We start from the raw sequence: 24,014 nt of genomic DNA on the forward strand, positions 1-24,014 counted from the left end.
TAACCACCATAGTAATACCATAACTGTATGAAATCTGCATATTCATCATCTTTCAACAGTAACATCATTAAAATCTATTATTATTTCAGAACGATATTCTTTTTCTAGACATTTCTCAGAATTTAAGTCTTCTATTTCATCTCCGTCAATATCCCTATTAACCCATATTTTTAGGTTTCGTTTTCCTTTTCTCTCAAATTCATTTATATATTTTTTTTGAAGAACTTTACTATATTCTGATCCTAACCTTTCTAATTCAACTATCTTTCTTTTTAATTCTTCATTTAGCTCACTTTCAGAAATTAAAATGTACCTCTCATCTTCTAAATCATTCTCTTTATCTTTTTTAAATAACCTTTTTAATTTATCAAACATTCTTTCCCCTCCACCTAAAGATAATAATATATAAGTTTTCGTTTTCTTAGCTTGATGGAAATAGGGCGTGGCTCCCTACTATCACTTTTTCACCTTGTAAATATATGTTCCATACTATAAAATCTAATAGCTTTTATATTTTCAGAAAAATAAAACAATATTTTAGACTTTATTATATAATATTGTAAAAAGATGTCGGAGGGATTTAATGTTAAATAAAATATCTCAATTCACAATTAAGCTTTCATCAATTCTTTTATCACTCTTACTATTATTAAATTTACCTTATTTATTTATCACTCAACAAGGATTCACCTTTCAACCCATTTATTTTTTAAATCAGATTGTTACTATGTTAAAACAGGTTTTCTCCCCTGAATCATTAGTGGTTATAGGATCAGACCCGAAATTTGGTAGTTTTAAAAAAATACCATTATTTCCAACTGTTTTAGAACCTTACCTATATTCATTTACTGTATTATTTGTAGCCTTTTTGCTTGCGCTCTTTATATCATCTAGCATGGCATTTTTTTTATTTTTTAGCAAAAGATTATATAAAAAAATGGATAAACCGAATTGTATTCATATTAGAAGCTGTCCCTGATATGATGATGATGATTTGTTTGCAAATATTTTTCATATGGGTACTTCAGAAATTCGGGGAAGCTCCTTTCACCATTATTTCTTTTAATGAAAATCGAGCTTATTTACTCCCTATTTTATCTTTAGCTGTCTTACCTACATTACAAATGTTTCGGATGATGGTGTTATACATAAAAGAAGAACATGGAAAACATTACGTAGAGGTTGCATATGGAAAAGGCCTTTCATCAAGTTATATACTATGCATTCATTTATTCAAAAATATATCTATCCACTTTTTCCACCATTTAAAAACGATTTTTGTTTTCTTACTTTCTAACTTATTCATTTTAGAATTTGTTTTTAATATGCAAGGCATTATTCAATTTTTATTTAAGAAGGCGTTTATTTCACCTCCAGCTGCATTTATCATACTTGTCATGATTATCTTACCGTTTTATTCCATTTTTCAAATAATCTCTCTCATGATGAATAGATGGCAAAAGCAATTGAAAGGAGCAGCTCTATGAAATCTATTTGGAAATCAAAACGCTTTTTAATCGGCTTTACTTATTTATTCATACTTGTTTCAGCTAGTTTTATTTATAGTTGGTTCTTTAAAGATAACATCCCAAAACCTCCTCAGTTACTTTACAATGACAATAACGAATTACTTGGAAAGGCTCCCTTTCCACCATCATTAATGCCACCTTTTGGATCTGATCGTTTTGGAGAGTCTGTTTTCTTACAAATTGTAGAAGGAGCAAAATTCACCATTTTATTAGCCGTGGCAATTAGCTTCTTTCGAATTTTATTCGGAACATGTATAGGAATCCTCTTAAGTTTATATGCTCCAAAATTCAAGAAATTTTTCCAGTCATGCTCAGAAGTTTTTTATTATATTCCAACTTTATTTATCGCATTTATACTCATCACACCCGTTAATATTGTAATCACCTCAAACGCTGATAGATTAGACCCAAATATTTCATTTATGTTTTATCAAGTACTCGTACTTATTTTCGTCGCTCTGCCTACACTTTCTTTATATATATCCTCAGAGGTTGATGAATTTATGAAACAAGATTACATTTTAAGTTCCCAATTGCTGGGGGCTAGCCGTTTTCATATTATCAAAAAACACTTACGAGTCTTATTGCTTGATCGCTTATTTGTATTATTCATGGAACATATCGTCCAAGCACTCATACTCGTTATCCATTTAGCGTTGCTTGACATTGTAATTGGCGGGATACAAATGCGGGAACTCTATGACGGAGTGCCCAAACCTGTTTCTCTATCTAATGATTGGGCAGGCCTTATTGGATTAAATCGTTATGAAATGAATCTTTCATGGTGGATTATTTTTTATACTCTCGTTTCATTCTTTATTACGATTCTTTTTATTAAGCTTATGACCATCGGGATTCAAGATGCACTGAAAGCAAGAGATTCACAAGTTGTAGCCATTCAAACCGTTCCAGATCATAAAAAATTTGTTAAAAATAAAGATTCTTTTTCGTTTGCAAATAAAGTGAAACTTTAATCAGTGGGGGTTTTCTTCATCCCCACTGATTATTAGCCCTCACCAATCGGGCTTTTACGGGCAGTTGATTCCCCACCTAACTTCTTTGCTTTCACCGAATTTTGAAGTGGGGATCTTACTGCCCGGCAAATAGCGGGATAAATTGAACCTTTAATCGTTTCTCATTAATCGGCATTGATATTAGTGGAATACAAAGAAGATGATCCCTGTTGAATACAGGGATCATCTTCTGAATGCCGTCTAACTTTTTTACATGTCCTTTGCTAGACTCATGCTTTTTATATTTAAAATGAATTATTTACAATCACAATTATGCTGTTTAAAATCGATTACCATACGCCCTTGAATTCTACCTTGTTCCATTTCTTCGAATACATTTTGCACTTTATCTAAAGAACAAGTTTGAACAACCGGCACTACTTTTCCTTCTGCACCGAACATAAATGCCTCTTCTAGATCCTTACGAGTACCGACTAGAGAGCCAACTACTTCAATTCCATCTAGTACAAGTCGCGGAATGTTTAAATCCATAGTTTCTACTGGTAAACCTACTGCAACGACCTTACCACAAGCACGTACTGCATCAACTGCTGAGTTGAATGCTACTTTAGAAACGGCTGTTACTACAGCAGCATAAGCGCCACCAAACGCCTCTTGAACAATCTTATCAGCAGGGCCTTGAGTAATTGGATTGATAGTCATATCAGCACCAACCTCTTTTGCTAAGGCTAATTTATCGTCATTAATATCAACTGCAATTACCTTTGCACCAAATACGTTTTTAGCATATTGAATAGCTAGGTTACCTAATCCACCACAACCATAGATTACGATAGGTTGACCAGGTTTAATGTCTGATACTTTTATAGCTTTATATGTAGTTACGCCCGCACATGTGATTGATGATGCTTGAGCAGGGTCTAATCCTTCTGGTACTTTCACCGCATAATCAGCTGTAACAATACATTGTTCAGCCATACCACCATCTACTGAATAACCCGCATTTTTCACTTCACGGCAGAATGTTTCTCTACCCGTTACGCAATATTCACAACGTCCACAAGATTGGAACATCCATGCAATACTTACACGGTCACCTATCTTTAGTGAAGTAACATCATCAGCAAGTTTCGTAACAATACCTACACCCTCATGACCAAGGATGCGGCCATCTGTGTTTCCAAAATCATGATTCGCAACGTGTAAATCAGTGTGGCAAACTCCACAATACTCTACATCTACTAGCGCTTCACCCGAGTGTAACGGACGTAATTCCTTTTCAATAACTTCAATGTTTGCTTTGCTGTTTCTATTAACTACTACTGCTTTCATATGTGATCTCCCCTTTAGTGTTTTAGAGTTTTAATGAGTTTATCTCACAACTACTGTCCTCACTATTTTGGCTAATTATTGTACCAAATTTAAGTGTTCAATCATCATTACAAGTTCATCATAACATGGAATTTCATAAGCTCATTGTAAAATATTGAACAATATTTGAATTATTACCCAATACATATTTTGATGTATCAAGCTATTTGTTAAATTTCATATGCAAAATATCGAGGTTAAAAAATGAATGGTCTAAAAGATGAGAGATTATTACTATAGGTAAGTGGCATATTTCTATAGACACTTAGAACAAGTAGATCTAGAGGGTATATCAACAGACTACTCGCCAATATAAAAAGCTCTTCATTTGAAGAGCTTTTTATATTCGCTTCATCGAAATTGTTTCACGTATACTTTGTAAATTTTGTAGTGTTTCCTCTTGTCGCTGCAATGACAATCCCACATACAAAGTATCTAATAAACTAAGCTGTGCTAATCGTGACGAACTTGCTTCTGTACGAAATTCCGTCTCACGCGTCGAAGTATATAGCGTTATATGAGCAAGTTGGCTTAATGCCGATTTTTGATAGCTCGTAATCGCAATAATGCGAGCCCCTCTTGCTTTCGCTACTTCTAATGCTTCAAGTAATCCTTTATTACTGCCCGAATGAGAAATTGCAATGACCACCGCTTCTTTTGTCAACAAGCCAGCTCCCATAATTTGAAAATGTGAATCCGTATGAGCAATACAAGAAATACCCGTTCTCATAAACTTATGATAAGCATCCATCGCAATAATACCCGAACCACCATTTCCATAAAACTCAATTCGTTTCGCTTCATTCAGCGCACTTACTGCCTGTTCCAACGCGTTATCATTTAACAAATGTAATGTATCTTGCAGTCCTGTAATATGTGAATGAAAAACTTTTTTAGCAACAGTGACCATATTATCTTCTACCGATACTTCCTCATGAATATTTTGCATCGGGGTATGTACAATTTCACGAGCTAATGTAATTTTCAGGTCTTGAAACCCTTGAAAACCTAGGTGTTTGCATAAGCGGAATATCGTTGCTTCAGAACTATTCGTAACTTCAGCTAACTCCGTAATCGATTTATGTACAACATCTTGTGGATGTTTCAAAATATGTTCGGCAATACTTCGTAATTTTGGTGATAAACCATTTAACGAAGCCTGAATCTTTCCAATCCCGCTTTTTGTACCAGGCATATCGTATCTTCCCCTTCCATAGTAGCTATATCCCGTATTAACGGGCAGTAAGACTCCCTCCTCAAAATCCGATGAATGCAAGGGAGTTAGATGGGAGATCAACTGCCCGTAAAAACCCGATTGGTGCGGGCTAATAATCAGTGGGGATGCCCCCCACTGATTAAAGTTTCACTTTATTGTACCTAATAATCGAAAGAAGAAACACCTTTATTTAGCGCATCACTATACATTTTATTTGCTCCTATGTATTCTACCGTAACATGTTACACAATTATTCATACTTATTTCTAGTTTTCCCCATGCTTTACTGCGTATAATGCAGCTTGTGTACGATCATCTACTTCTAATTTAGCCAATACGTTAGAAACGTGTGTTTTCACCGTTTGTTCTGTAATATGAAGCTCTGCTGCAATCTCCTTATTGCTTCTTCCCTTCGCAATTTCACGAAGTACTTCTTGCTCCCTTTTCGTTAACATAGAAAAAGGATTCTCTTTTTCTTTCTTGACTGCTGATCGTCCTAATAGTGCAGGTGTTACTTTCGGGTGAAAATTTGCATTTCCTTGATATACCGCAACGATTGACGCAACAAGTTGATCTGGCTGCACTTCTTTTAATTGATAACCATCTGCTCCAGCTTCTATTACTGGTAAAACATAATCTTGTTCTGAAAAACTACTGAGCATAAGTATCTTTATCGTCTCATCGTATTGTTTTATACGTTTTGTCGCTTCAATACCATCCATTTTCGGCATTGATAAATCCATTAATACTACATCTGGCCTTTCTGTTTGGACGAATGTTAATGCTTCTTCACCATTTTCTGCTTCCCCAATAATTTCAAATTCTTCTCTCGTCTTCAAAAAAAATACAAGTCCCCTTCGAACGATATGATGATCTTCTACAAGTAATAATTTAATTTTCACAGACGTTCTCCCTCTCAAACTGGTAATTGAATTTCTATCTTCGTTCCCTTTTCTGGTTCTGCTTTTATTCGAAAAATCCCCCTCATTAATTCAATTCGTTCTTTCATACTTTTCAAACCAAGTGCGGACTCTCTTACTTGATCCTGTATAAATCCAATTCCGTTATCTTCTATGTAAAAGTGCAGCTTATTATCTTCAATCCTTAAATGAACACATACTTTTTCACACGAAGCATGCTTTTTACAATTATGTAATGCCTCTTGGCTTATACGCCATAAAACTTCTTCTATTTCATCTTCAATTAAAACCATTCCATCAATTCGAACTTCCACTTGAATCCCTAACAGTTTTCCATAATTTTGTATCGCTTCTGCTAAACCTTTCTCTAATCCTTCAGGCCTTAATTGCCAAATCAAAAGCGTCATCTCTTGTAATGCTTCCTGTGATAATTCTCCAATATAACTTAACATCTCTTGCAAGTCTCTATCCTTCGTCATATTTAGAGTTCCTTTCGCTGTTAGCATAATTGAAAATAACAATTGTTTAACGGAATCATGTAGGTCACGTGCAAGTCGATTTCTTTCAGCTACAACTACATATTTCCGTTCTTTCTCAACTAATTGAATACGTTGTATTGTCGTTCCAATTTGAAATGCAATCGCTTCTAATAACGCTAACTCTTCCTCAGAAAAATGTGTTTTATGGGGCGAGGCAACATTTAATAGACCAAATTTCTCTGATCCAGATCTTAGTGGGATTGTCGCATGATGTGTAACATCTTCGGTCTCTCCCCAATTACATTCAATCGCATCCTCTATTCGTTTACATTCAATAATATTTGTCGCTTTTTCCAATCTTCCATTCACAAAACGTTCTACACACCAACAATCTCCTTCACACATCGGCTTCTTTTCTTGCCACGTAAGAGCTGGTGGTAAGTTTTGGTCTACAAGCATACGATGCTTTCCACTTTCATCAATAAAAAATATCCATCCTGTTTGTAAATTCATAACTTGTAACAATGTATGTAACACTTTTTCTAACATTTCCTGTAAGTTTGTCGCTTCATTCAGTAACTCAGCAATTTCTTTTAATGCTTCTAAACGATGCATCTCTTTTTCATCTATGTTCATTCTCATCACCAACTACCATTATAACATTAAGAAATTTCTAAATACTACAAACAAAAAAGAGCTGAATTCCTTCAGCTCTTTTTCAGGAGATATCCCATACAGTTCATTCAAATCCAAATTCTAAATAAAAACAGAAATCAGCTAATTTTCTTTAACTGTCTGATAAAGATTGTCCCCCATGAATATGCTGTAAACTTTCAGTGTTAACGAACATATTCGCTGCTGGCATTTGCACTTGATTTTTATGGAACATAGACATTAATTCAAATCTTACTTGTCTAGAAGTTTCAAAATAATCTTCCGGTTTAATCAAACCTGTAATACAAAATTCATATCCAACATATTTAAGGTTAGGATTTAGGTCTGTAACTCCAACATATTTAAATGGTTCAACAGCTTCATTATCTACTCTATAAAGATTTTGATCCAATTTTTCATTACAAATAACACATACTTCTTCTAACAATTCCTTAACTCTTGTAGGATCTTCCTGATAACTTACCGTGATGCGTTCAATAACTCGCATCCATCCTTTATTAAAATTCTGTATCGTTCTAATCTCTCCGTGTGGTATGGTAAGGAGTTTCCCTGACCATTCACGAATTTGCATAAAACGAATACTAATTTCCTCAATAGTTCCTGAATTTGTTCCGTTAAAAGTTACAAAATCGCCAACACGAAACTCTTTGTCCGCTAATCTTGCAAAGCCTAATATGACATCTTTTAGCATCTGTTGTGCAGCAAAACCGATGACAACTCCCGCTATCCCTGCACCTGCAATAATACTTTTTATATCTACAAATTGACTAATTAAATATACGATCAGACTGATGATAATGATATATCTAAAAATAGATCGAATAACACTTTGAATCGTCTGCTCTACCTCTTCATCAAAAAAGCTTGATTTTTTAAAGAACCAATCAATAATGCGGTTTATGACAAAAGAAATAATGATAAGAACTAAAGCAAATAGTAAAAACCTTAAAAGCAAAAACTCCCTTACATAATTAAAAAACTCCTCAGTATACGTTAATAAACTCATCCATCCACTTCCTTACTAATGAAAATTTCATACAAAGCTGCTTTATTGTAAATACGCATTTATCATCTCAACACTTGTTTTCATAACATCTTTTCTCCTGACCTTAAATCATACTTTCTTAACTATGTATTTGTATTCATTGTTCATCTTCAACAATATAATCATTTCATCAATCTTTCAACTTCAGATGTCCTTTTCTATTCACTATAAATATACCCTTTTTAATAATCTAAAGGGAGATTACAATAGAAATTTTTATAAGCAACTTTGTAACTCTCACCTCGTTCAAAGGAATACATTCACATAACACCGAATAGTTCATTTGATACTTTTTTCATGGAGGTTACAATTAATGGGATATATTGAAGGGATATATTGAAGAGCTAAGAAAAGTTGTTGGATCTAGACCACTCAATCTAGCAGGAGTTGCTGTAGCTGTTTTCAATGAACAAGGTCAAATATTACTATAACAAAGACGAAATGGCATTTGGGGTGTTCCTGGAGGTTTTGTGGAACTTGGTGAATCCACAGAAGAAGCTGGGAGACGAGAAGTGCTTGAAGAAACAGGTATTGAAATTGGTACACTTCAGTTAGTAAGTGTATTTTCAGGTAAAGAGTTTTTTGTACAATTACCAAATGGAGATGAATTTTATCCCATTACAATCGCATACCTTTGCAAAGACATTACAGGTGGCTTGTTAAAAGCAGACGGAGTTGAATCATTACATGTACAATTTTTCGATTTAAACCGACTACCAGAAAAGATTAGTCCGTTCATTAAAAAGTTAATTCAACAACAATTCGTTTCTATTTAAATGTAAAAAAAGAGACCTTTTTGAAGGCCTCTTTTTTACTTCACTTCTGCAAGTAAACAAGATTTAAAATGTCCAAGTGCATATTCATGTCCTTGCCCATTAAAAGATGCAACCGCCTTTTCATAAACGACAATTTTAAATCCTTTATTATAAGCATCTACTGCCGTATGAAGAACACAGATGTCGGTACATACACCTACAAGATGAACTTCTTCTATGCCGCGTTCTCTTAACTTCATCTCTAAATCTGTTCCAGCAAATGCACTGTATCGCGTTTTGTCCATGTAATATACATTCTCATCATTTTTATATTTTTCGTATACATTTTGTAATTCACCAAACAAGTTTCTTCCATTTGTACCTGCTATGTTATGAGGTGGAAACAATTTGGCTTCAGGATGATATACATCATTGTCTTCATGTTTATCGATCGCAAACACTACATAATCTCCATCTTCAATATACTGCTTCGTTACACGCACAAGTTCTTTCTCGATTTCTTGACCTGGCTTCCCGCAAGTTAAAGCACCTTTTTCAGCTACAAAATCATATGTATAGTCGATATTAATAAGAGCTCGTTTCATTACTACTATCTCTCCTTCTTCTGTTTCACAGTAAACAATAGAAAATTTGTTATTACGACATCGTATGTACTATTCGACATTTCAAATGAAATCCCTACATTTCCAACTCAATACTTACCTTAATCCGAGTTTATCATAAAGTGAAACTTTAATCAGAGGGGGGTATCCATCCCCCTCTGATTATTAGCCTTCACCAATCGAGCTTTTACGGGCAGTTGATCTTCCACCTAATTTCCTCGCATGCGCCGCATTTTTAGGTTGGGTTCTTACTGCCCGTTAAAGCGGGATAAAATCGGTACACAATGACAAAACATACAGTTCCAATTAATAAATCATGAATTTGATAATTGAGCGTTACTTCAATTGCCTCTTGTAAGGTAAACCAAATTATCGACATCATTATCACAAGTAAGAAAATACGAATACATCGCTTCAAATTTTCAATCCCTTTCTCTTACATAGCAAAGAATAACTTCTTCCTATTCATTCGTATTAGAAAGCGAAAAAGATTATTCTCTATTACATCATTCAATCCATACAAAAAAGCACACTACTTTTTTGAGTAATGTACTTTTTATTCCACTTATTCCGCTTAAGACGCAGGCTTCGTTTCAAATGTCGCTTGATTAAAGCTAATGACTTTTCCTTTCGGGTCATTGTTTTCAAACTGAGCTGCGGTAATCGTATGACTACCTGTCTCAAGCATTTTTTCTTTTAATTGTACTGTTGTCTGTGTTGAACTAGTTACTTGATGTTTATCTGCAAATATTTGATCTACAAATACGAATGTTTCTTTATCGTTTTGAAAATTAGAAAGTTCTAACTCGACTTGCTGAATTAAAGTATCTTTTTTGATAAATACAGTCGGTATATTGCCATTTTCAGAAGTACCATCTGGTGTAATGACTTTTACTTTCCCTTCTCCAACTGGTACTGCCCCTTCAGGAAATACAACCATATTCTCATCACTGGCATTTACAACCTGTTCTTTCTGATTAGACTGTGCGTCCTCTTTTTCCTTTGGAGTACCACAACCTACTAATAACAATACAGACAGTCCAGCGATTATGAATTTCTTCAAAATTCATCCCCCCTGTAATTTCATTATATTTTATTATACAAAAATAATTTTAATATTTTAAAACTACTTTTAACACTTTCATGAACAAATACTATCTTGCTCACGATTACTGTATCATACTTTCCTTAATAGAACATTAATTTTTTGTAAGCAATAAATAGAAATTCTTTCTTATTCATCATTTTAGCCCAAAATCACACCAAAATATCCCAAAAAATAAAAAGACATCGTTATTTCCAATGTCTTTTTTATCTATTATTTAATAAATGTTGTAATCTCATCAACTTCTTTTCGAGAAAGTTTCTTCGGCTTATCTTTCGGAAACCCGAGTGAAATTACCATATTAATTTGTTTTTGAGGCTCAATTTGTAAATATTGTCGCAGTTCATCCTGAGCTAATAATACAGGTCCTGTCATTGGACAAGTGCCAAGTCCTCTCGCATGTGCAGCTAGCATTAAGTTTTGTGCTGCTAGACAGCTACTCTTAATTCCTTCCTCTTCCCACACTGAATCAGGAACAAAGGCAATTGGATCAAATATTTTTTCCCGAAACTTGGATTCATATGGTGTTGCCAAACATACGATTAATACTGGTGCCTCAGAGAAAGCTGTCGCATACGGTCCGAAAGAACGTGTAAGTAATTTCCCTGCTTTCTCTTCTCCATTTTCTGCTGCTTTTGCTGCAAGTTTATGTAATGCATCCCATGTCATTTGTTCAATTTCTTTAATTTTCTCTCGATTCATAATGACCAAGAACTCCCACGTTTGTGAGTTCGTATCACTCGGTGCATAACGAGCACAATCAATAATTTCTTTTATATCACTAATGGATACTTCTTGTTCTGTAAACTTTCTAACACTTCGTCTACCGTGAATTACTTCTTTAAAATCTTCATAATTCATACATTAAATCCCCTTTTTACAGCGTTTTCAAAAATTGTCCTATGGTTGAATTATATCATGAAAAAAAGCTGGAGGAATACCAGCTTTTTTCCTCATTATTAATTTGTCACTTTAAACAAACTAATACTTTCTTCATATGCAGCTTGTAGTTTTTTCGTAATTGGTCCTCTTTCACCACCTCCAAATTTCTCATCACCAATTTGAACAACTGGGAATATTTCAAGTGGTGTCGCTGTGAAAAAGCACTCATCGGATTCGTACACTTCCTGTAATGAAAATTCACGCTCTTCTACCTCTATATGTAACGCTTTCGCTAATGTAATAACGTAGTGACGAGTAATGCCATGTAAAATAAAATGATCCGCCGGATGTGTAATCAATTTATTATTTTTCACCATAAAGAAATTCGAATGACACCCCTCTGTTACAATTCCATCTCGCACCAATATCGCTTCTTGGTAGCCTTGTTCGTTTATTTTATTTTTAATCATGATATTAGGGAGCAGATTTAATGATTTTATATGGCAGAACTTCCAGCGTATATCCTCTTCGACAGTAACCTTTATTCCTTGTTCCATAGTAGCAGTAGGTCTTGGAAACGAAACGATATTCGCAAAATATGTTGGTTGTAAATCTTTTTCATACACATGATTTCGTGCTTGAGCACCACGTGATATTTGAAGATATACATTCCCATCTTCCTGAAATTGATTTTTTTCAATCATTTGATGTAACTCTTCCACTAACTCTTCTTTAGTAAACGGTGGAATTAGTTTTATTTCTTCCATAGAATTAAAAAATCGTTCCAAATGTAAATCCAATACATGTGGCTTCCCATCATATAACCTAAAAACCTCATATATACCATCACCAAATTGAAAGCCCCTCTCCTCTAATGGGACCATCGGCTGTTCTTCCTTCGTATTCACAATTCTTCCGTTAAATAAAATCCAATCTTTATGAGTAGCTTTCATTCCTTCCCACTCCTTTATTCCATGATTGATTTTATTGTACAACTTATCCACACTTAAAAGAAGGAATTTTCTGTATTTAACTAAATTAAAAAGTACATCACCTATTTAAAGTGATGTACTCAACCATTCATTTATTTCAGAAAATATTTTTCAATATCATCTAACATTAAATTTGCTGCTTTAATACCGCCTGCTGTATTCCAAATTACTTCATCCACTTGGAATACTTTATTGTCTTTTGAAGCTTGTAGCTGCTTAAAGAGTGGATCTTCTGTCCATTCTTTTGCTAACGTATTTCCTTCGTTATTCTTATCTGCATCTTTATCAGATGTAAAATAGAATATGTAGTCCCCATCCATATTCGGAATTTGCTCTTTTGTAATTCCTTTTATCGCAAATTCATCTTTATCTTGTAGTGGTGGTCGCTTAAATCCAACATCATTTAAAATAGCACCTGAGAATGAGTTTTTCTGATAAATCCGAACATCACCTGGTACGAAGCGAATAATAGAAACTGTAGAATTCAATTTATCTCCTAACTTCTCTTTCATTCCTTCAATACGTTTTTTATAATCTTCAAGAGCCTTTTGCCCTTCTTTTTCTTTATTTACAGCTTTTGTATAAAGTGTAAAGTTTTCCTTCCAATCCCCGCGCAATGTTTCAGCGTATACAGTTGGCGCTATTTCGTTCAATTGCTCATATATTTTTTCATGACGCATTTTATTCCCGATAATTAAATCCGGCTTAAGCTTCATAACTGCCTCTAAATTAATATCACGCTCAGTTCCTACAACTTTCGTATCTTTTAAATCTTTCGCTAAATGAGGATACCATTCATCACCAGCACGTGGTTTTGTAGTTCCAACTGGTGTTACTCCAACAGCTAAAAGTGCCTCCGCACCCTCATTTGTTAAAACAACTACTTTTTTAGGTGTACCATTTACTGTTGTTTCACCCATTGCATGCTTTACAGTATACGAATCTTTTGCTTTAGCTGATGTATCATTTTCTTTTTTCTCTTCTTTGCTACACCCTGCGATTATTACCATAAGTATCATAATGCAGAACATAAATATTTTTTTACTATGTACCATATGTCCCCCCTAGATGAAATCGATTATCATTAACAATTAAAGGTTAATGTATATTACATACATTGTCAATGTATATCAGAAAACTTTTTTAATATATACAATTTAGATTCTATCCGCTATTCAAATGTTTATTTTTAAAATAAAGTGTATAAGTATGAAAATAATAAACGTTCTTAAAATGCGTATCTACGTTATACATAAATACGCATTCATATTACATTATAAACTCATTTCCTAATATTGATTATATTTAATATATGATGGATCATTGTACACCCATTGATTTCCACCAAGGTTCAACCAACCGTTTTGATTAATATATACTAAATAAGATTCTGGATTATTTAATTTACGAATAACTGAAGAAGATGTTGATGGACCACTTCTTAAATTCACATTCGTTCCTTGTATATATGCGACACCAATTGCACTTCCATCACTATTGTTCGTCTTTACAAAATTAATGTACGAAGGGTCATTATACACCCATTGTCCATTTCCTAAATCCAACCATCCATTACTTTCCTGATATACGACATACGACTCTGGGGAGTTTAGTTGACGAATAACTGAAGAAGACGTTGATGGACCACTTCTTAAATTCACATTTTTCCCAAGTATATAGGCGATCCCCTTCGTTTGTGGTGTTGGCTGGGGGTTTGGAGGTTGTGGATTTGGAGGATTGGGATTTGGAGCAACTCCAAAAATAGCTGCTATCCCATTTGCATACGCTTGACTTAAGTCTTCAATAAATTGTGGATTTTTCAATAAATTAGCATCAAACGTTGTATCAATAAAAGCAGTCTCAGTTAAAATTGCATCCATTGCAGTCTCTCTTAGTACCGCATAATTTGCTTTTTTGGCTCCTCGGTCACGAAGACCATATTTAGTTAATACAGGATTGACTGCTGCATGCATTTTTTGTTGCTTTTCATATGCGGAACTACTATTAGATAGCGCATTGTAAATATAACTTTCAAATCCAGTGCCACCGCCGCTATTAATGTGAAATGAGATAAAATAATCTGCACCAAATGAATTAGCAATATTAGCACGTTCTGATAAAGAGATGAATACATCGCTGTCACGTGTCATTTTAATATTGATTGGATAATTTGCAGATAAAATATCTCGTACACGTCTAGCAATTTGAAGTGTTAACTCTTTTTCCACTAACCCATTACCAACAGCACCAGAATCATATCCACCGTGCCCTGCGTCTATAACAAGTTTCATATATCTTTTTCATTCCTTTCGTTAAGGTAATAAGCTTACATTTCTACTCGTCCTATTTTATGTTAGTTGTACAAGTTCCGTTACAAATACAAAGAAAAAGCCCCCTTATGTAAGGCGGCTTCTATCACTTTTCTTTAACCAATTTAAAATGAATATGTACGATTGATAGTGGATGTAACGTATACAAAACAAAATAAATATAAGAGCTATTCCAACACCGCTGTATAACAATCCAAACTTTAAAAAGATGTTCAAAAGGGGTGAAAAATGAATTGCGTTTTGTAATGCAAATAACATGCAAAACAAAATTACAAACACGGGTATATATTGTAATTCATATGGTCTTCTCTTCTTATACATTCTTTTTCGAATAAAAATCTGGCATAGTTCTGCTACAATAAAACAACTTCCAACTAATACAAGACCAGCAGTCATTGTCATACATTCACCTGCCCCATATTCATTTCATCAAGTAATCAATATTCACTATATTTTCTTTACATATATTCCATTTTCCTCAATAAAACCAGATCCTACTATGAAAGATTTAGCTTGTTCCGTATACACCGCTTGCAATACTTTTATTTCATTCACATTTCTCTGCTTCATTATTTCTTCAAATGTAAAATACGTATTTGTCCCGTATCCATAACCTTGATAATCAAAATGAATAATTAACTGTGACAAAATAGCACTCTCTTCTTGGACACTATAATCTATTACACCAATATATGTATCATCAACTTTTACACAATACTGAACCTTTTTCATATCTAAGCTGTGTGAGTGAAACATTTCTTTTACAACGCTTTCATTTTCTGTATTTACTTTCTCAAACGTAATCATTTGTTGTCCATCCTTTTACTATTATTGTATCAATTATAATTACAATTTATGAAAAAAACCTTAAGGCCGAATACGACCTTAAGGTTTTTTATTAAACTAAGCTATACGCACGCTTTGTTTCTTCGTGGAACTTATTCGTATCGTATTTATGCTCAACATAAATTTGATGCCATACCATAAACGCAAGTACAGTCCAAATTTTACGGCTATAATCGCCTTTATCTGCACAATGTGCTTCCAGTAAGTTTAATACATACTGTTTGTCGATTAAATGATCCGTTTTGCTTTCTTTAATAATATTTATAGCCCAATCGTGCATTTCATCTTTTAACCAGTGACGAATTGGTACTGGGAATCCAAGCTTTTTACGATCTAATACGTGATCTGGAACAATGCCACGTGCTGCTTCACGTAAAATAGCTTTCGTAGTTCCGTTAGCAATTTTCAATTCAGTCGGAATTTTAGATGCAACGTCAAATACTTCTTTATCTAAGAACGGTACACGAAGTTCTAATGAATTTGCCATCGTCATTTTATCAGCTTTTAATAAAATATCGCCGCGTAACCATGTGAACATGTCAATGTACTGCATTTTACTTACATCATCATAATCTTTAATTTCGTTATACAATGGTTTCGTGATATCCATATAGTTAACACTTTCATCGTAATACTTCATTAATTCAGCTTTCTCTTCTTCACGGAAGATTTTCGCATTTCCATAGTAACGCTCTTCAATTGGCGTACATCCACGCTCTAAGAAGCTTTTTCCTTTAAATCCTTCTTTAAGAGCACCACTTAATGCCTTTAGAACGCTCTTTCCTGGGCTAGGAATGTAAGAGAACATTTTTAAAGAGTTTGGCTCACGATAAATGTTATATCCACCAAATAGCTCGTCTGCACCTTCACCAGAAAGAACAACAGTTACATGTTTACGTGCTTCTTTCGCAACGAAATACAATGGTACAGCTGCTGGATCTGCTAAAGGATCATCCATATGCCAAATAATTTTTGGGAACTCATCCATAAACTCTTGCGCTGAAATGAATACGTTATGGTTTTTAACTCCTAATTTCTCAGCAGTTTCTTTCGCAACGTCAACTTCACTGAAACCGCGTTGCTCAAAACCAATAGAAAATGTTAAAAGATTTGGGTTCATTTCTCTTGCGATAGAAGCAATAATAGATGAATCGATACCACCAGAAAGGAATGAACCTACTGGTACATCACTACGCATATGCACTTTTACAGAATCGTATAATACATCACGAATTGCTTGGATATGTTCCTCTTTCGTTGCGCTTGAAGCGTTGAAATAAGGATTCCAGTAGCGATGGATTTCCATCTCTTTACCGATTTCTTTTACGAAGTAATGACCAGGCTCAATTTTATTAACATCAATTGTTAATGTTTCTGGCTCTGGACCATATTGGTACGTAAAGTAATGTTGTAGTGACGTTGGGTTTACCCCTTTGTCTTCCATTACATGCATAATACTTTTCTTCTCAGATGCGAAGAATGTAGTATCACCTTGTTGTGCGATGTATAAAGGCTTAATGCCGAAGTGGTCACGCGCACCGAAAAGTGTCTTTTCTTCACGATCCCAAATCATAAATGCGAACATACCACGAAGGTAGTCTACACATTTTTCTTTCATATGTGCATACAATGCAATGATAACTTCTGTATCAGATTGCGTTGCAAATGTCGCGCCTTTTTCAAGTAACATTTCACGTAATTCTACATAATTGTAAATTTCACCATTAAAAATAATTACATATCGATCATTTTCATAAGTTAGCGGCTGATGTCCTGCCTCTAAGTCAATGATGCTTAAACGGCGGAAGCCAAATTGTACATGTTCATCACGAAAATATCCTTCGTCATCTGGACCTCGGTGGAAAATCATCGTGTTCATATTTTCAAATTGATGTTTTTCTGTTTCTGAAAACTCTCTAGGGTTTTCACATAAACATCCCACAAAACCACACATACTTCTTACCCTCTTTCAGTTTTCATTCTGTCTCTATACTACTATATCAACCCTATTTATACTAGCATAATCAACTGAATATGGCGACCAAAAACTATAAAAAAATCACTCCATTTCACATTTTTAACAATTTTTTATGAAAACATGAAAACTAGGCAATCACCTTTCTCCGCTTTTGTCATATGATATTGCATATTGATTTCTAGGAGGGAATACCATGAGTGAAGAAAAAAAAGATTCTTCTCGTCCACCGGTTCGCAATTATTTAAAGCAAATTGATGATTTTTTCGAGCAAACACCACTTCGCAATGTAATCGCTGATTTAAATCATTTTTTCCAAAAAGGAAACCGTTTATTAACATTCCCTGTAGATTTATACGAAGTTGGTGACGAACTCTTCGTAACAGCTGAACTACCAGGCATACAAAAAGAACAAATTCAAATTGAAATACAAAGTGAATACTTAAAAGTCTCTGTTAAAGAAGATATACTTGAAGAGGCAGACGAAAAAACATCTCATAACTATTATCGCCGAGAACGCTCCATTTCAGAAGCTTCAAGAATTATTAAGTTACCATATTTAATTAATAAAAAAGCAGCGAAAGCTTCTTATCAAAACGGTGTGTTAGAAATTCGTGCACAGAAACTTCCGCAACAACACGATATATTATCCATAGACTAAAAGACAAAAAAGAAGGGTGCTAAGCACCCTTCTTTTTACTCCACTAATCGCTTCATATCACGTATAATATCTTCGTATGGCGTATTACTAATACCACTATATTTCTTCATTACTTTTCCATTTTGATCAATTAAATAAAATGATGTACCATGCATTACTTGCCCATTCTCTGGTTTATCTACAAGCGATTGGAAGTTATCTTTTGCGAACTTTGTAATATCCTCCAGCGAATAACCTGTTAACAAGTTCCAATTACTTGTATCTTCTGTAAACTTTTGAATAAATGCTTTCAAATTTTCTGGTTTATCAAGGTCAGGGTCTACACTAAACGATACAAACTGAACGTCTAATTTCTCTTCCTTCGCCATCTTCTGTAATTTCGCCATATTAGCAGTCATTGGCGGACAAACTGTTTGACAGTTTGTAAACATGAAATCAGCTACCCAAACTTTCCCTTTTAAATCTTTTGTACCAAATGGCTTTCCTTCTTGATTTGTAAATTGGAAAGTTTCTAAATCCCAGTTTAACGGTTTACGTAATTTTGAACCTGAACTGCTACAACCTGCAAGTATAAAGAGACAAAATACAACCATAAGACCAATTAACCTTTGATAACGCTTCATTATTAAACCTCTTTTCTCTTTCCTTAATTTATGTAAGTAATGTATATCATAACAAAAGTAAACACTATGAGAAAATTGTTTACGTCATTTGTTCACGAAATCGTACGATTTTACGTATGTTACTTCTTTATTTAAAGCTAATTACTAGACAAAATATATTTTACTACTATTATTTCTCTAAACATTATTTACGAAACAAAGTTCATTGTTAAATTTGTAAATGCCTATCCCCTGTTTTTTTACAATTACTTAAACATTAATCCATGTTAAACACTGTATTCCTTAACAACATTTCGGTACAATACAACTACAACGATTTTAAATGAGGTGATGTTCATGGCTAAGCGCTATGAAAATATGGATAATATAAGTACAAAAAAATCGATTCGCTCCTTCCTACGCTGGCGTAAAGAGAGAAAACAAACCAAAAAAGACTTTTCTTTTCTAGTAGAACAATCACCTGTTAAACAAAGTAAATTTTTGCTCAATAACTTTGAAAAAACAACTGTCACATGGATTGGTCATTCCACTTTTCTCATTCAAACGAACGGCTTAAATATTTTAACAGATCCAGTATGGGCAAATAAATTAAAGTTGGTTCCACGACTTACTGAGCCAGGGCTCTCTATAAAAGAACTACCGAAAATCGATATCGTTCTTATTTCACACGGTCATTACGATCATTTAGACTTTTCATCTCTTCGCCAACTAAATGATGATGCCTTATACCTTGTTCCTATTGGGCTTAAAAAATTATTCACTCGTAAAAAATTTACCAATGTAGAAGAATACAACTGGTGGGAAAGTACAACAATTGATGAAGTCTCTTTTCACTTCGTACCTGCCCAGCACTGGACGAGAAGATCATTATTTGATATGAACACCTCTCACTGGGGAGGATGGATCATTGATAATATGACTTCTTCAGAAACCATTTATTTTTGTGGTGATAGTGGTTATTTCCAAGGTTTTAAAGAAATCGGAAACCGTTTTTCAATTGATATTGCACTTATGCCAATTGGTGCCTATGAACCAGAATGGTTTATGAAAGTGTCTCACGTTTCACCTGAAGAAGCTGTGCAAGCCTATTTAGATATAAAAGCTACACATTTCATTCCAATGCACTACGGTACTTTTGCTTTAGCAGATGAAACACCAAGAGAAGCAATAACAAGACTACGAAATAACTGGAATTTACGAATGCTACCGTGGGAACAACTACATGTTCTTTTTTTGGGCCAAACTTTCACTTATAGCCCTACTACACTAGAGAAAGAGCCGGAAAAAATTATTGAAACCTCTCATGTATAACAGAGCTACTTTTTCGAATAATTTATCATATACTATAGAAAATCGAAAAGGGTGTTTTCCATGAAAGATTACTTACAGACTCGCTATATCATTAGCGGAAGCGCCTGTATTGCCCTTCTCATTTCTTATTTCATTTACACATAAAAAAACTACTTGAAAATATATTTCAAGTAGTTTTTTTTTTATTCTGCTAAATACATAAAGCCAATTGCGCCTGGCCCTGTATGAGTACTGATAATTGGTGTTGTAAAGAAAATTTCCGATTCAGTGAATCCACTCACTTTTTCAACAGCAGCTTTTACACTTTCTGCTAAAGGAATTGCTTTTGCATGTGGAACAGCAACAGCCTTAATAACTTTTCCTGCTGTATCTTGCTCAAATAATTTAGCTAAAGTTTTAACAACTTGCCCTTGACTACGAACTTTTGTCACTGGATTGTATGCTCCACCATCAAGGTTCGCAATCGGTTTGATGTTCAGTAAAGAACCGATAAACGCTTTCCCTTTACCGATACGTCCACCTTTCACTAAATTTTCTAATGTATCTACAACTACATATAAACGAGTATTTTCCCTAACTTCATCAATTCGTTTTAAAATATCTTCTAGTGAGCGTTCTTCTTTTGCCATTTTCGCAGCTTCAATTACTTGATATGCTAATGCATGGCTAATGAATTGAGAGTCAACAACTGTTACTTTCGTATCTGTCATTGATGCAGCACTATTTGCTGTTGCAACAGTGCCACTCATTCCACCTGTCATATGGATGGAAAGTACTTCACTTCCATCTTCCCCTAACTTTTCATACATTTCTACAAATGTACCCATAGCTGGTTGTGATGTTTTTGGTAATTCTTTTGATTTCGCCATTTCTTCAATAAATTCATCTGGTTGTAAATCAACGCGATCTAAGTAGGATTGTCCATTTACAGAAATAGATAATGGTAAAACATGAATATCATACTTCGCAATCACTTCTTGAGATAAATCTGCCGTTGAATCTGTTACAATTTTAATTTTTTGCATATTATATTCTTCCCTTTCCAATACGCTCTCCCTGTTATTATACTAGCATTCCCAGCGCTTTCAACAATTTAGAACAAATTTCACCAAATTAATTATATTTTTATACCTAAAATGAAAAAGACAGAGCCTACCTAACTCTGTCCCTGCTGTATATTATGCGTTCTTTTCAAGAGTATTTGTTTTATATACATTTGAATAATCATTCCACTTCAAACAACTTTGTAAATATTCACGGAAAGAGTACGAGAATCTTGGATTTTTATGTTTTTGAATTTTTGCAATAAACAATTGAAGACGAGACTGAATTAGAAACGCTAATGGATGCTGTGTTTGTAGGACAGGGATTTCAAATATTTTAATACAACTCCCTGTTGCATGAGTGAAATAAAAACTTTTCGTAATCACAATATCAATCCTCTTTTTCGTTGGATTTTTGAACTTCCTCCACTTTATCCTTTAACACGTTTTTCAAGTGTAGGTTTCCTATGAAAACTAAAATATTCTTAAGCGGCCCCCGTTTAGAAGTTAATACTTCATTTATATCCACCTAATTCGGCCCCTGTCCTATATATCCCTTGAGACGGGAGTCTTATTACCCATATATAGCTCGATAACTTCAGTATAAACTTATAAAAGTGAAAAGTTTGTCTAAATTTTGGAGATTCTATAATTTTTTTCTTCTATATATTGTATACGATTATATCTAGAGTATAACAAATAAATTAAAAAGTGCCTTTATAAAGAGGCACTTTTCGACTGTTTTTCTTCTCTTTTTGTTTTCGCTTACTAACAATCTTTGATAAAGCGATACTAATTTCATAAATACAAATAAGTGGTACCGCAACTAAACTATGTGATAAAAAATCAGGTGGTGATATACATGATGCAATAATAATCAATATTACATATGCATACCTTCTTATTTTCACAAGAAATTCTGCCGTTAAAAGTCCAATACTCGTTAAAAACATTACAACTACAGGTAATTCAAAAATGACAGCAAACGGAACAGTTAAATTTAACACGAAGTGAAAATATTTTTCCGTCGTAAACATCGTATTAAACATTTCATTACCAATTGTCGTTAAAAAATGAAATAGAAACGGCATTACAATGAAATAACCGAAAGACAAGCCTGCAATAAATAACAGGGATAATACAGGAATATACATTAATGTCATTTTTTGTTCATTCGGATGTAAACCAGGTTTTACGAATAACCAAGTTTGTATCGCAGCAAAAGGAATCGTACAAACGATAGCAAATACTGTAGCAATCGAGAAAAAAATCCACAATACATCACTCGGACCGAGAACTGTTAACTTCATCGGCAAATCTTTTACGAGCCAAAAATATATATCCTTCGTAAAAGTAAATCCAATAATTAAAAATAATACAAATGATAAGACTGTATATATTACTCGTTTACGAAGCTCAACAATATGTTCTACTACGCTCATTTCCCGATCTTCCATCTCGTTCACCACACTTTATTTATCCATTCCGAGGAAAACTCATCACATTTTATTTACTTCTTTTCCTTCTCTTGAAATGCCTCATCAGTCAATTCTTTCGTTGATTTCTTAAATTCTTTTAACGTTTCCCCTAAAGCCTTTCCGATTTCCGGCAATTTTTTAGGCCCAAATAAAATTAGTACAGCTACTAAGATTAAAATTAACCCTGGAAAGCCAATATTTGAAAACATTTCCCCATCCCCTTTTAAAGTAGATTTCTTGTCCTACTATTACATAATTTTATTTTGTCAAAAAAGTTTGAAAACGTCAATGAATCCATCGTCTTTTGTCAAAAAAATTCAAAAATATAATCAATTATACAAATTTCATTTTCTATTTCACTTGTGTATGATATGGTAAGTAAAACAGCATATTATTTCATAATAATAGGAAGGATTTTCAAAATGACAGAAAAAATGACACGTATGACGCAATTTATGAAAGAAGAAGTCGCAAATGCAATTACTCATGGTATCGGTGCCATTTTAAGCATCCCTGCCTTAATCATATTAATTATCCATGCCTCTAAACACGGTACGGCATCTGCTGTCTTTGCATTTACTGTTTACGGTGTAAGCATGTTCTTACTGTACTTGTTTTCTACTTTGTTACATAGTATTCATCATCCAAAAGTAGAAAAGTTATTTACCATTTTAGATCACTCAGCCATTTATTTATTAATCGCAGGCACATATACTCCTTTTCTACTCATTACACTACGCGGACCACTTGGCTGGACGTTACTTGCAATTATTTGGACACTTGCAATCGGCGGAATTATCTTCAAAGTTTTCTTTGTACGTCGTTTTATCAAAATGTCAACATTATGCTATATCATAATGGGATGGCTCATTATCGTTGCTATTAAACCGCTATATGAAAATTTAACTGGTCACGGTTTTTCACTACTATTAGCAGGTGGAATTTTATATTCTGTCGGTGCTATATTCTTCCTTTGGGAAAAGCTACCTTTCAATCATGCCATTTGGCATCTTTTCGTATTAGGTGGTAGTGCAATGATGTTTTTCTGCGTACTATTTTATGTATTACCAGCAGCATAAAAAAACTTATATATATATTACTTACTTACTTATTATTATTAGTTAGTAGTAGTAGTACGTACGTACGTAGTAGTTAGTTAGTTAGTTTAGTTTAGTTTACTT

General features: G+C 33.9%; 24 protein-coding genes and 3 pseudogenes. 6 read left to right on the forward strand and 21 right to left on the reverse strand.

Going from position 1 to position 24,014, the window contains the following annotated elements; translation table 11 throughout:
• Positions 1-45 precede the first annotated feature (45 nt).
• The gene (locus tag CDB3_RS13110; RefSeq protein ID WP_256869794.1) at positions 46-375 is read right to left on the reverse strand and encodes a hypothetical protein; all 330 of its coding nucleotides are present in this window, start codon (positions 373-375) and stop codon (positions 46-48) included.
• Between the two features lie 208 nt (positions 376-583).
• On the opposite strand from CDB3_RS13110, the pseudogene CDB3_RS13115 reads away from it, so the two are divergent.
• Both CDB3_RS13115 and CDB3_RS13120 read left to right on the forward strand, forming a co-directional pair.
• A pseudogene (locus tag CDB3_RS13115) lies at positions 584-1,487 on the forward strand (ABC transporter permease subunit).
• On the forward strand, positions 1,484-2,503 hold the full coding sequence (locus CDB3_RS13120) for an ABC transporter permease (protein ID WP_128854796.1): 1,020 nt from the start codon (positions 1,484-1,486) through the stop codon (positions 2,501-2,503). Before CDB3_RS13115 ends, CDB3_RS13120 begins: the two are co-directional and overlap by 4 nt.
• 294 nt (positions 2,504-2,797) lie before the next feature.
• Here the strand turns inward: CDB3_RS13120 and adhP are convergent, their stop codons facing one another.
• From adhP to CDB3_RS13145, 5 genes are all read right to left on the reverse strand, one after another.
• Entirely contained in the window at positions 2,798-3,835 is a 1,038-nt protein-coding gene (adhP, locus tag CDB3_RS13125; protein WP_128854797.1) for an alcohol dehydrogenase AdhP, read from the reverse strand.
• 379 nt (positions 3,836-4,214) lie between these two features.
• Positions 4,215-5,069 carry a MurR/RpiR family transcriptional regulator gene (locus tag CDB3_RS13130; RefSeq protein WP_001119626.1) on the reverse strand — a complete coding sequence of 285 codons (855 nt, stop codon included), beginning with the start codon at positions 5,067-5,069 and terminating at the stop codon, positions 4,215-4,217.
• A 287-nt stretch (positions 5,070-5,356) separates the two neighbouring features.
• On the reverse strand, positions 5,357-5,992 hold the full coding sequence (locus CDB3_RS13135; RefSeq protein WP_128854798.1) for a response regulator: 636 nt from the start codon (positions 5,990-5,992) through the stop codon (positions 5,357-5,359).
• 14 nt (positions 5,993-6,006) lie between these two features.
• Positions 6,007-7,125 (reverse strand): GAF domain-containing sensor histidine kinase, encoded by a 1,119-nt coding sequence (locus tag CDB3_RS13140; RefSeq protein ID WP_097831959.1) that lies wholly within the window; start codon positions 7,123-7,125, stop codon positions 6,007-6,009.
• A 151-nt stretch (positions 7,126-7,276) separates the two neighbouring features.
• Entirely contained in the window at positions 7,277-8,170 is an 894-nt protein-coding gene (locus CDB3_RS13145; protein ID WP_128854799.1) for a mechanosensitive ion channel family protein, read from the reverse strand.
• Between the two features lie 362 nt (positions 8,171-8,532).
• On the opposite strand from CDB3_RS13145, the pseudogene CDB3_RS13150 reads away from it, so the two are divergent.
• Positions 8,533-8,985 (forward strand): annotated as a pseudogene (locus tag CDB3_RS13150) (NUDIX hydrolase).
• A gap of 35 nt (positions 8,986-9,020) precedes the next feature.
• On the opposite strand, the gene CDB3_RS13155 reads toward CDB3_RS13150, so the two are convergent.
• The 10 genes from CDB3_RS13155 to asnB form a co-directional block, all read right to left on the reverse strand.
• A complete protein-coding gene (locus CDB3_RS13155; protein ID WP_128854800.1) occupies positions 9,021-9,569 on the reverse strand; it encodes a cysteine hydrolase family protein in 549 nt (182 codons plus the stop codon).
• A gap of 253 nt (positions 9,570-9,822) precedes the next feature.
• Complete coding sequence (locus tag CDB3_RS13160) at positions 9,823-10,014, reverse strand: hypothetical protein (protein WP_256869799.1); 192 nt, start codon at positions 10,012-10,014, stop codon at positions 9,823-9,825.
• Positions 10,015-10,161: 147 nt separating this feature from the next.
• Complete coding sequence (locus tag CDB3_RS13165; protein ID WP_128854801.1) at positions 10,162-10,650, reverse strand: putative periplasmic lipoprotein; 489 nt, start codon at positions 10,648-10,650, stop codon at positions 10,162-10,164.
• A gap of 255 nt (positions 10,651-10,905) precedes the next feature.
• Positions 10,906-11,553, reverse strand: coding sequence for a nitroreductase family protein (locus CDB3_RS13170; protein ID WP_128854802.1), 648 nt, complete (start codon positions 11,551-11,553; stop codon positions 10,906-10,908).
• A 98-nt stretch (positions 11,554-11,651) separates the two neighbouring features.
• Positions 11,652-12,527, reverse strand: coding sequence for a D-amino-acid transaminase (dat, locus tag CDB3_RS13175; RefSeq protein ID WP_128854803.1), 876 nt, complete (start codon positions 12,525-12,527; stop codon positions 11,652-11,654).
• 131 nt (positions 12,528-12,658) lie between these two features.
• Positions 12,659-13,621: an ABC transporter substrate-binding protein gene (locus CDB3_RS13180; RefSeq protein WP_128854804.1), complete on the reverse strand. Its 963-nt coding sequence runs from the start codon at positions 13,619-13,621 to the stop codon at positions 12,659-12,661.
• Between the two features lie 234 nt (positions 13,622-13,855).
• Entirely contained in the window at positions 13,856-14,857 is a 1,002-nt protein-coding gene (locus tag CDB3_RS13185; RefSeq protein WP_128854805.1) for an N-acetylmuramoyl-L-alanine amidase, read from the reverse strand.
• Positions 14,858-14,962: 105 nt separating this feature from the next.
• A complete protein-coding gene (locus CDB3_RS13190) occupies positions 14,963-15,298 on the reverse strand; it encodes a hypothetical protein (RefSeq protein ID WP_128854806.1) in 336 nt (111 codons plus the stop codon).
• 45 nt (positions 15,299-15,343) lie between these two features.
• On the reverse strand, positions 15,344-15,703 hold the full coding sequence (locus CDB3_RS13195) for a GNAT family N-acetyltransferase (RefSeq protein ID WP_128854807.1): 360 nt from the start codon (positions 15,701-15,703) through the stop codon (positions 15,344-15,346).
• Positions 15,704-15,794: 91 nt separating this feature from the next.
• Entirely contained in the window at positions 15,795-17,696 is a 1,902-nt protein-coding gene (gene asnB, locus CDB3_RS13200) for an asparagine synthase (glutamine-hydrolyzing) (protein WP_128854808.1), read from the reverse strand.
• Between the two features lie 217 nt (positions 17,697-17,913).
• On the opposite strand from asnB, the gene CDB3_RS13205 reads away from it, so the two are divergent.
• Positions 17,914-18,378, forward strand: coding sequence for an Hsp20/alpha crystallin family protein (locus CDB3_RS13205; RefSeq protein ID WP_097831947.1), 465 nt, complete (start codon positions 17,914-17,916; stop codon positions 18,376-18,378).
• Between the two features lie 35 nt (positions 18,379-18,413).
• Here the strand turns inward: CDB3_RS13205 and CDB3_RS13210 are convergent, their stop codons facing one another.
• Complete coding sequence (locus CDB3_RS13210; RefSeq protein ID WP_128854809.1) at positions 18,414-19,001, reverse strand: SCO family protein; 588 nt, start codon at positions 18,999-19,001, stop codon at positions 18,414-18,416.
• A gap of 336 nt (positions 19,002-19,337) precedes the next feature.
• Between CDB3_RS13210 and CDB3_RS13215 the strand changes: the two genes are divergently transcribed.
• Positions 19,338-20,312 (forward strand): MBL fold metallo-hydrolase, encoded by a 975-nt coding sequence (locus CDB3_RS13215; RefSeq protein WP_128854810.1) that lies wholly within the window; start codon positions 19,338-19,340, stop codon positions 20,310-20,312.
• A gap of 182 nt (positions 20,313-20,494) precedes the next feature.
• On the opposite strand, the gene CDB3_RS13220 is transcribed toward CDB3_RS13215, so the two are convergent.
• The 4 genes and pseudogenes from CDB3_RS13220 to CDB3_RS13235 all read right to left on the reverse strand — a co-directional run bounded on the left by CDB3_RS13220 (position 20,495) and on the right by CDB3_RS13235 (position 23,042).
• Positions 20,495-21,337, reverse strand: a complete 843-nt coding sequence (locus CDB3_RS13220) for a DegV family protein (protein WP_128854811.1) — start codon at positions 21,335-21,337, stop codon at positions 20,495-20,497.
• 153 nt (positions 21,338-21,490) lie between these two features.
• A complete protein-coding gene (locus tag CDB3_RS13225) occupies positions 21,491-21,742 on the reverse strand; it encodes a DUF2535 family protein (RefSeq protein WP_000629009.1) in 252 nt (83 codons plus the stop codon).
• Between the two features lie 330 nt (positions 21,743-22,072).
• Positions 22,073-22,812 (reverse strand): annotated as a pseudogene (gene tatC, locus CDB3_RS13230) (twin-arginine translocase subunit TatC).
• A gap of 53 nt (positions 22,813-22,865) precedes the next feature.
• Positions 22,866-23,042 carry a twin-arginine translocase TatA/TatE family subunit gene (locus CDB3_RS13235; protein ID WP_002141629.1) on the reverse strand — a complete coding sequence of 59 codons (177 nt, stop codon included), beginning with the start codon at positions 23,040-23,042 and terminating at the stop codon, positions 22,866-22,868.
• 213 nt (positions 23,043-23,255) lie between these two features.
• On the opposite strand from CDB3_RS13235, the gene trhA reads away from it, so the two are divergent.
• Entirely contained in the window at positions 23,256-23,912 is a 657-nt protein-coding gene (gene trhA / locus CDB3_RS13240; protein WP_105586360.1) for a PAQR family membrane homeostasis protein TrhA, read from the forward strand.
• The last annotated feature ends 102 nt before the right edge of the window (positions 23,913-24,014 follow it).

The organism is Bacillus sp. CDB3 (assembly GCF_002081505.1).
GTDB lineage: Bacteria > Bacillota > Bacilli > Bacillales > Bacillaceae_G > Bacillus_A > Bacillus_A cereus_AT.

Excerpts from the sequence above, each read along its gene's own strand:
- CDB3_RS13220 (WP_128854811.1), bottom strand. The coding sequence starts at position 21,337 with ATGCAAAAAATTAAAATTGTAACAGATTCAACGGCAGATTTATCTCAA.
- CDB3_RS13155 (WP_128854800.1), bottom strand. The coding sequence starts at position 9,569 with ATGAAACGAGCTCTTATTAATATCGACTATACATATGATTTTGTAGCT.
- CDB3_RS13120 (WP_128854796.1), top strand. The coding sequence starts at position 1,484 with ATGAAATCTATTTGGAAATCAAAACGCTTTTTAATCGGCTTTACTTAT.
- CDB3_RS13195 (WP_128854807.1), bottom strand. The coding sequence starts at position 15,703 with ATGATTACGTTTGAGAAAGTAAATACAGAAAATGAAAGCGTTGTAAAA.
- CDB3_RS13190 (WP_128854806.1), bottom strand. The coding sequence starts at position 15,298 with ATGACAATGACTGCTGGTCTTGTATTAGTTGGAAGTTGTTTTATTGTA.
- CDB3_RS13145 (WP_128854799.1), bottom strand. The coding sequence starts at position 8,170 with ATGAGTTTATTAACGTATACTGAGGAGTTTTTTAATTATGTAAGGGAG.
- CDB3_RS13185 (WP_128854805.1), bottom strand. The coding sequence starts at position 14,857 with ATGAAACTTGTTATAGACGCAGGGCACGGTGGATATGATTCTGGTGCT.
- CDB3_RS13210 (WP_128854809.1), bottom strand. The coding sequence starts at position 19,001 with ATGAAGCGTTATCAAAGGTTAATTGGTCTTATGGTTGTATTTTGTCTC.
- asnB (WP_128854808.1), bottom strand. The coding sequence starts at position 17,696 with ATGTGTGGTTTTGTGGGATGTTTATGTGAAAACCCTAGAGAGTTTTCA.
- CDB3_RS13205 (WP_097831947.1), top strand. The coding sequence starts at position 17,914 with ATGAGTGAAGAAAAAAAAGATTCTTCTCGTCCACCGGTTCGCAATTAT.
- CDB3_RS13170 (WP_128854802.1), bottom strand. The coding sequence starts at position 11,553 with ATGAATTATGAAGATTTTAAAGAAGTAATTCACGGTAGACGAAGTGTT.
- CDB3_RS13110 (WP_256869794.1), bottom strand. The coding sequence starts at position 375 with ATGTTTGATAAATTAAAAAGGTTATTTAAAAAAGATAAAGAGAATGAT.
- CDB3_RS13180 (WP_128854804.1), bottom strand. The coding sequence starts at position 13,621 with ATGGTACATAGTAAAAAAATATTTATGTTCTGCATTATGATACTTATG.
- CDB3_RS13215 (WP_128854810.1), top strand. The coding sequence starts at position 19,338 with ATGGCTAAGCGCTATGAAAATATGGATAATATAAGTACAAAAAAATCG.
- CDB3_RS13130 (WP_001119626.1), bottom strand. The coding sequence starts at position 5,069 with ATGCCTGGTACAAAAAGCGGGATTGGAAAGATTCAGGCTTCGTTAAAT.
- trhA (WP_105586360.1), top strand. The coding sequence starts at position 23,256 with ATGACAGAAAAAATGACACGTATGACGCAATTTATGAAAGAAGAAGTC.
- dat (WP_128854803.1), bottom strand. The coding sequence starts at position 12,527 with ATGAAAGCTACTCATAAAGATTGGATTTTATTTAACGGAAGAATTGTG.
- adhP (WP_128854797.1), bottom strand. The coding sequence starts at position 3,835 with ATGAAAGCAGTAGTAGTTAATAGAAACAGCAAAGCAAACATTGAAGTT.
- CDB3_RS13235 (WP_002141629.1), bottom strand. The coding sequence starts at position 23,042 with ATGTTTTCAAATATTGGCTTTCCAGGGTTAATTTTAATCTTAGTAGCT.
- CDB3_RS13140 (WP_097831959.1), bottom strand. The coding sequence starts at position 7,125 with ATGAACATAGATGAAAAAGAGATGCATCGTTTAGAAGCATTAAAAGAA.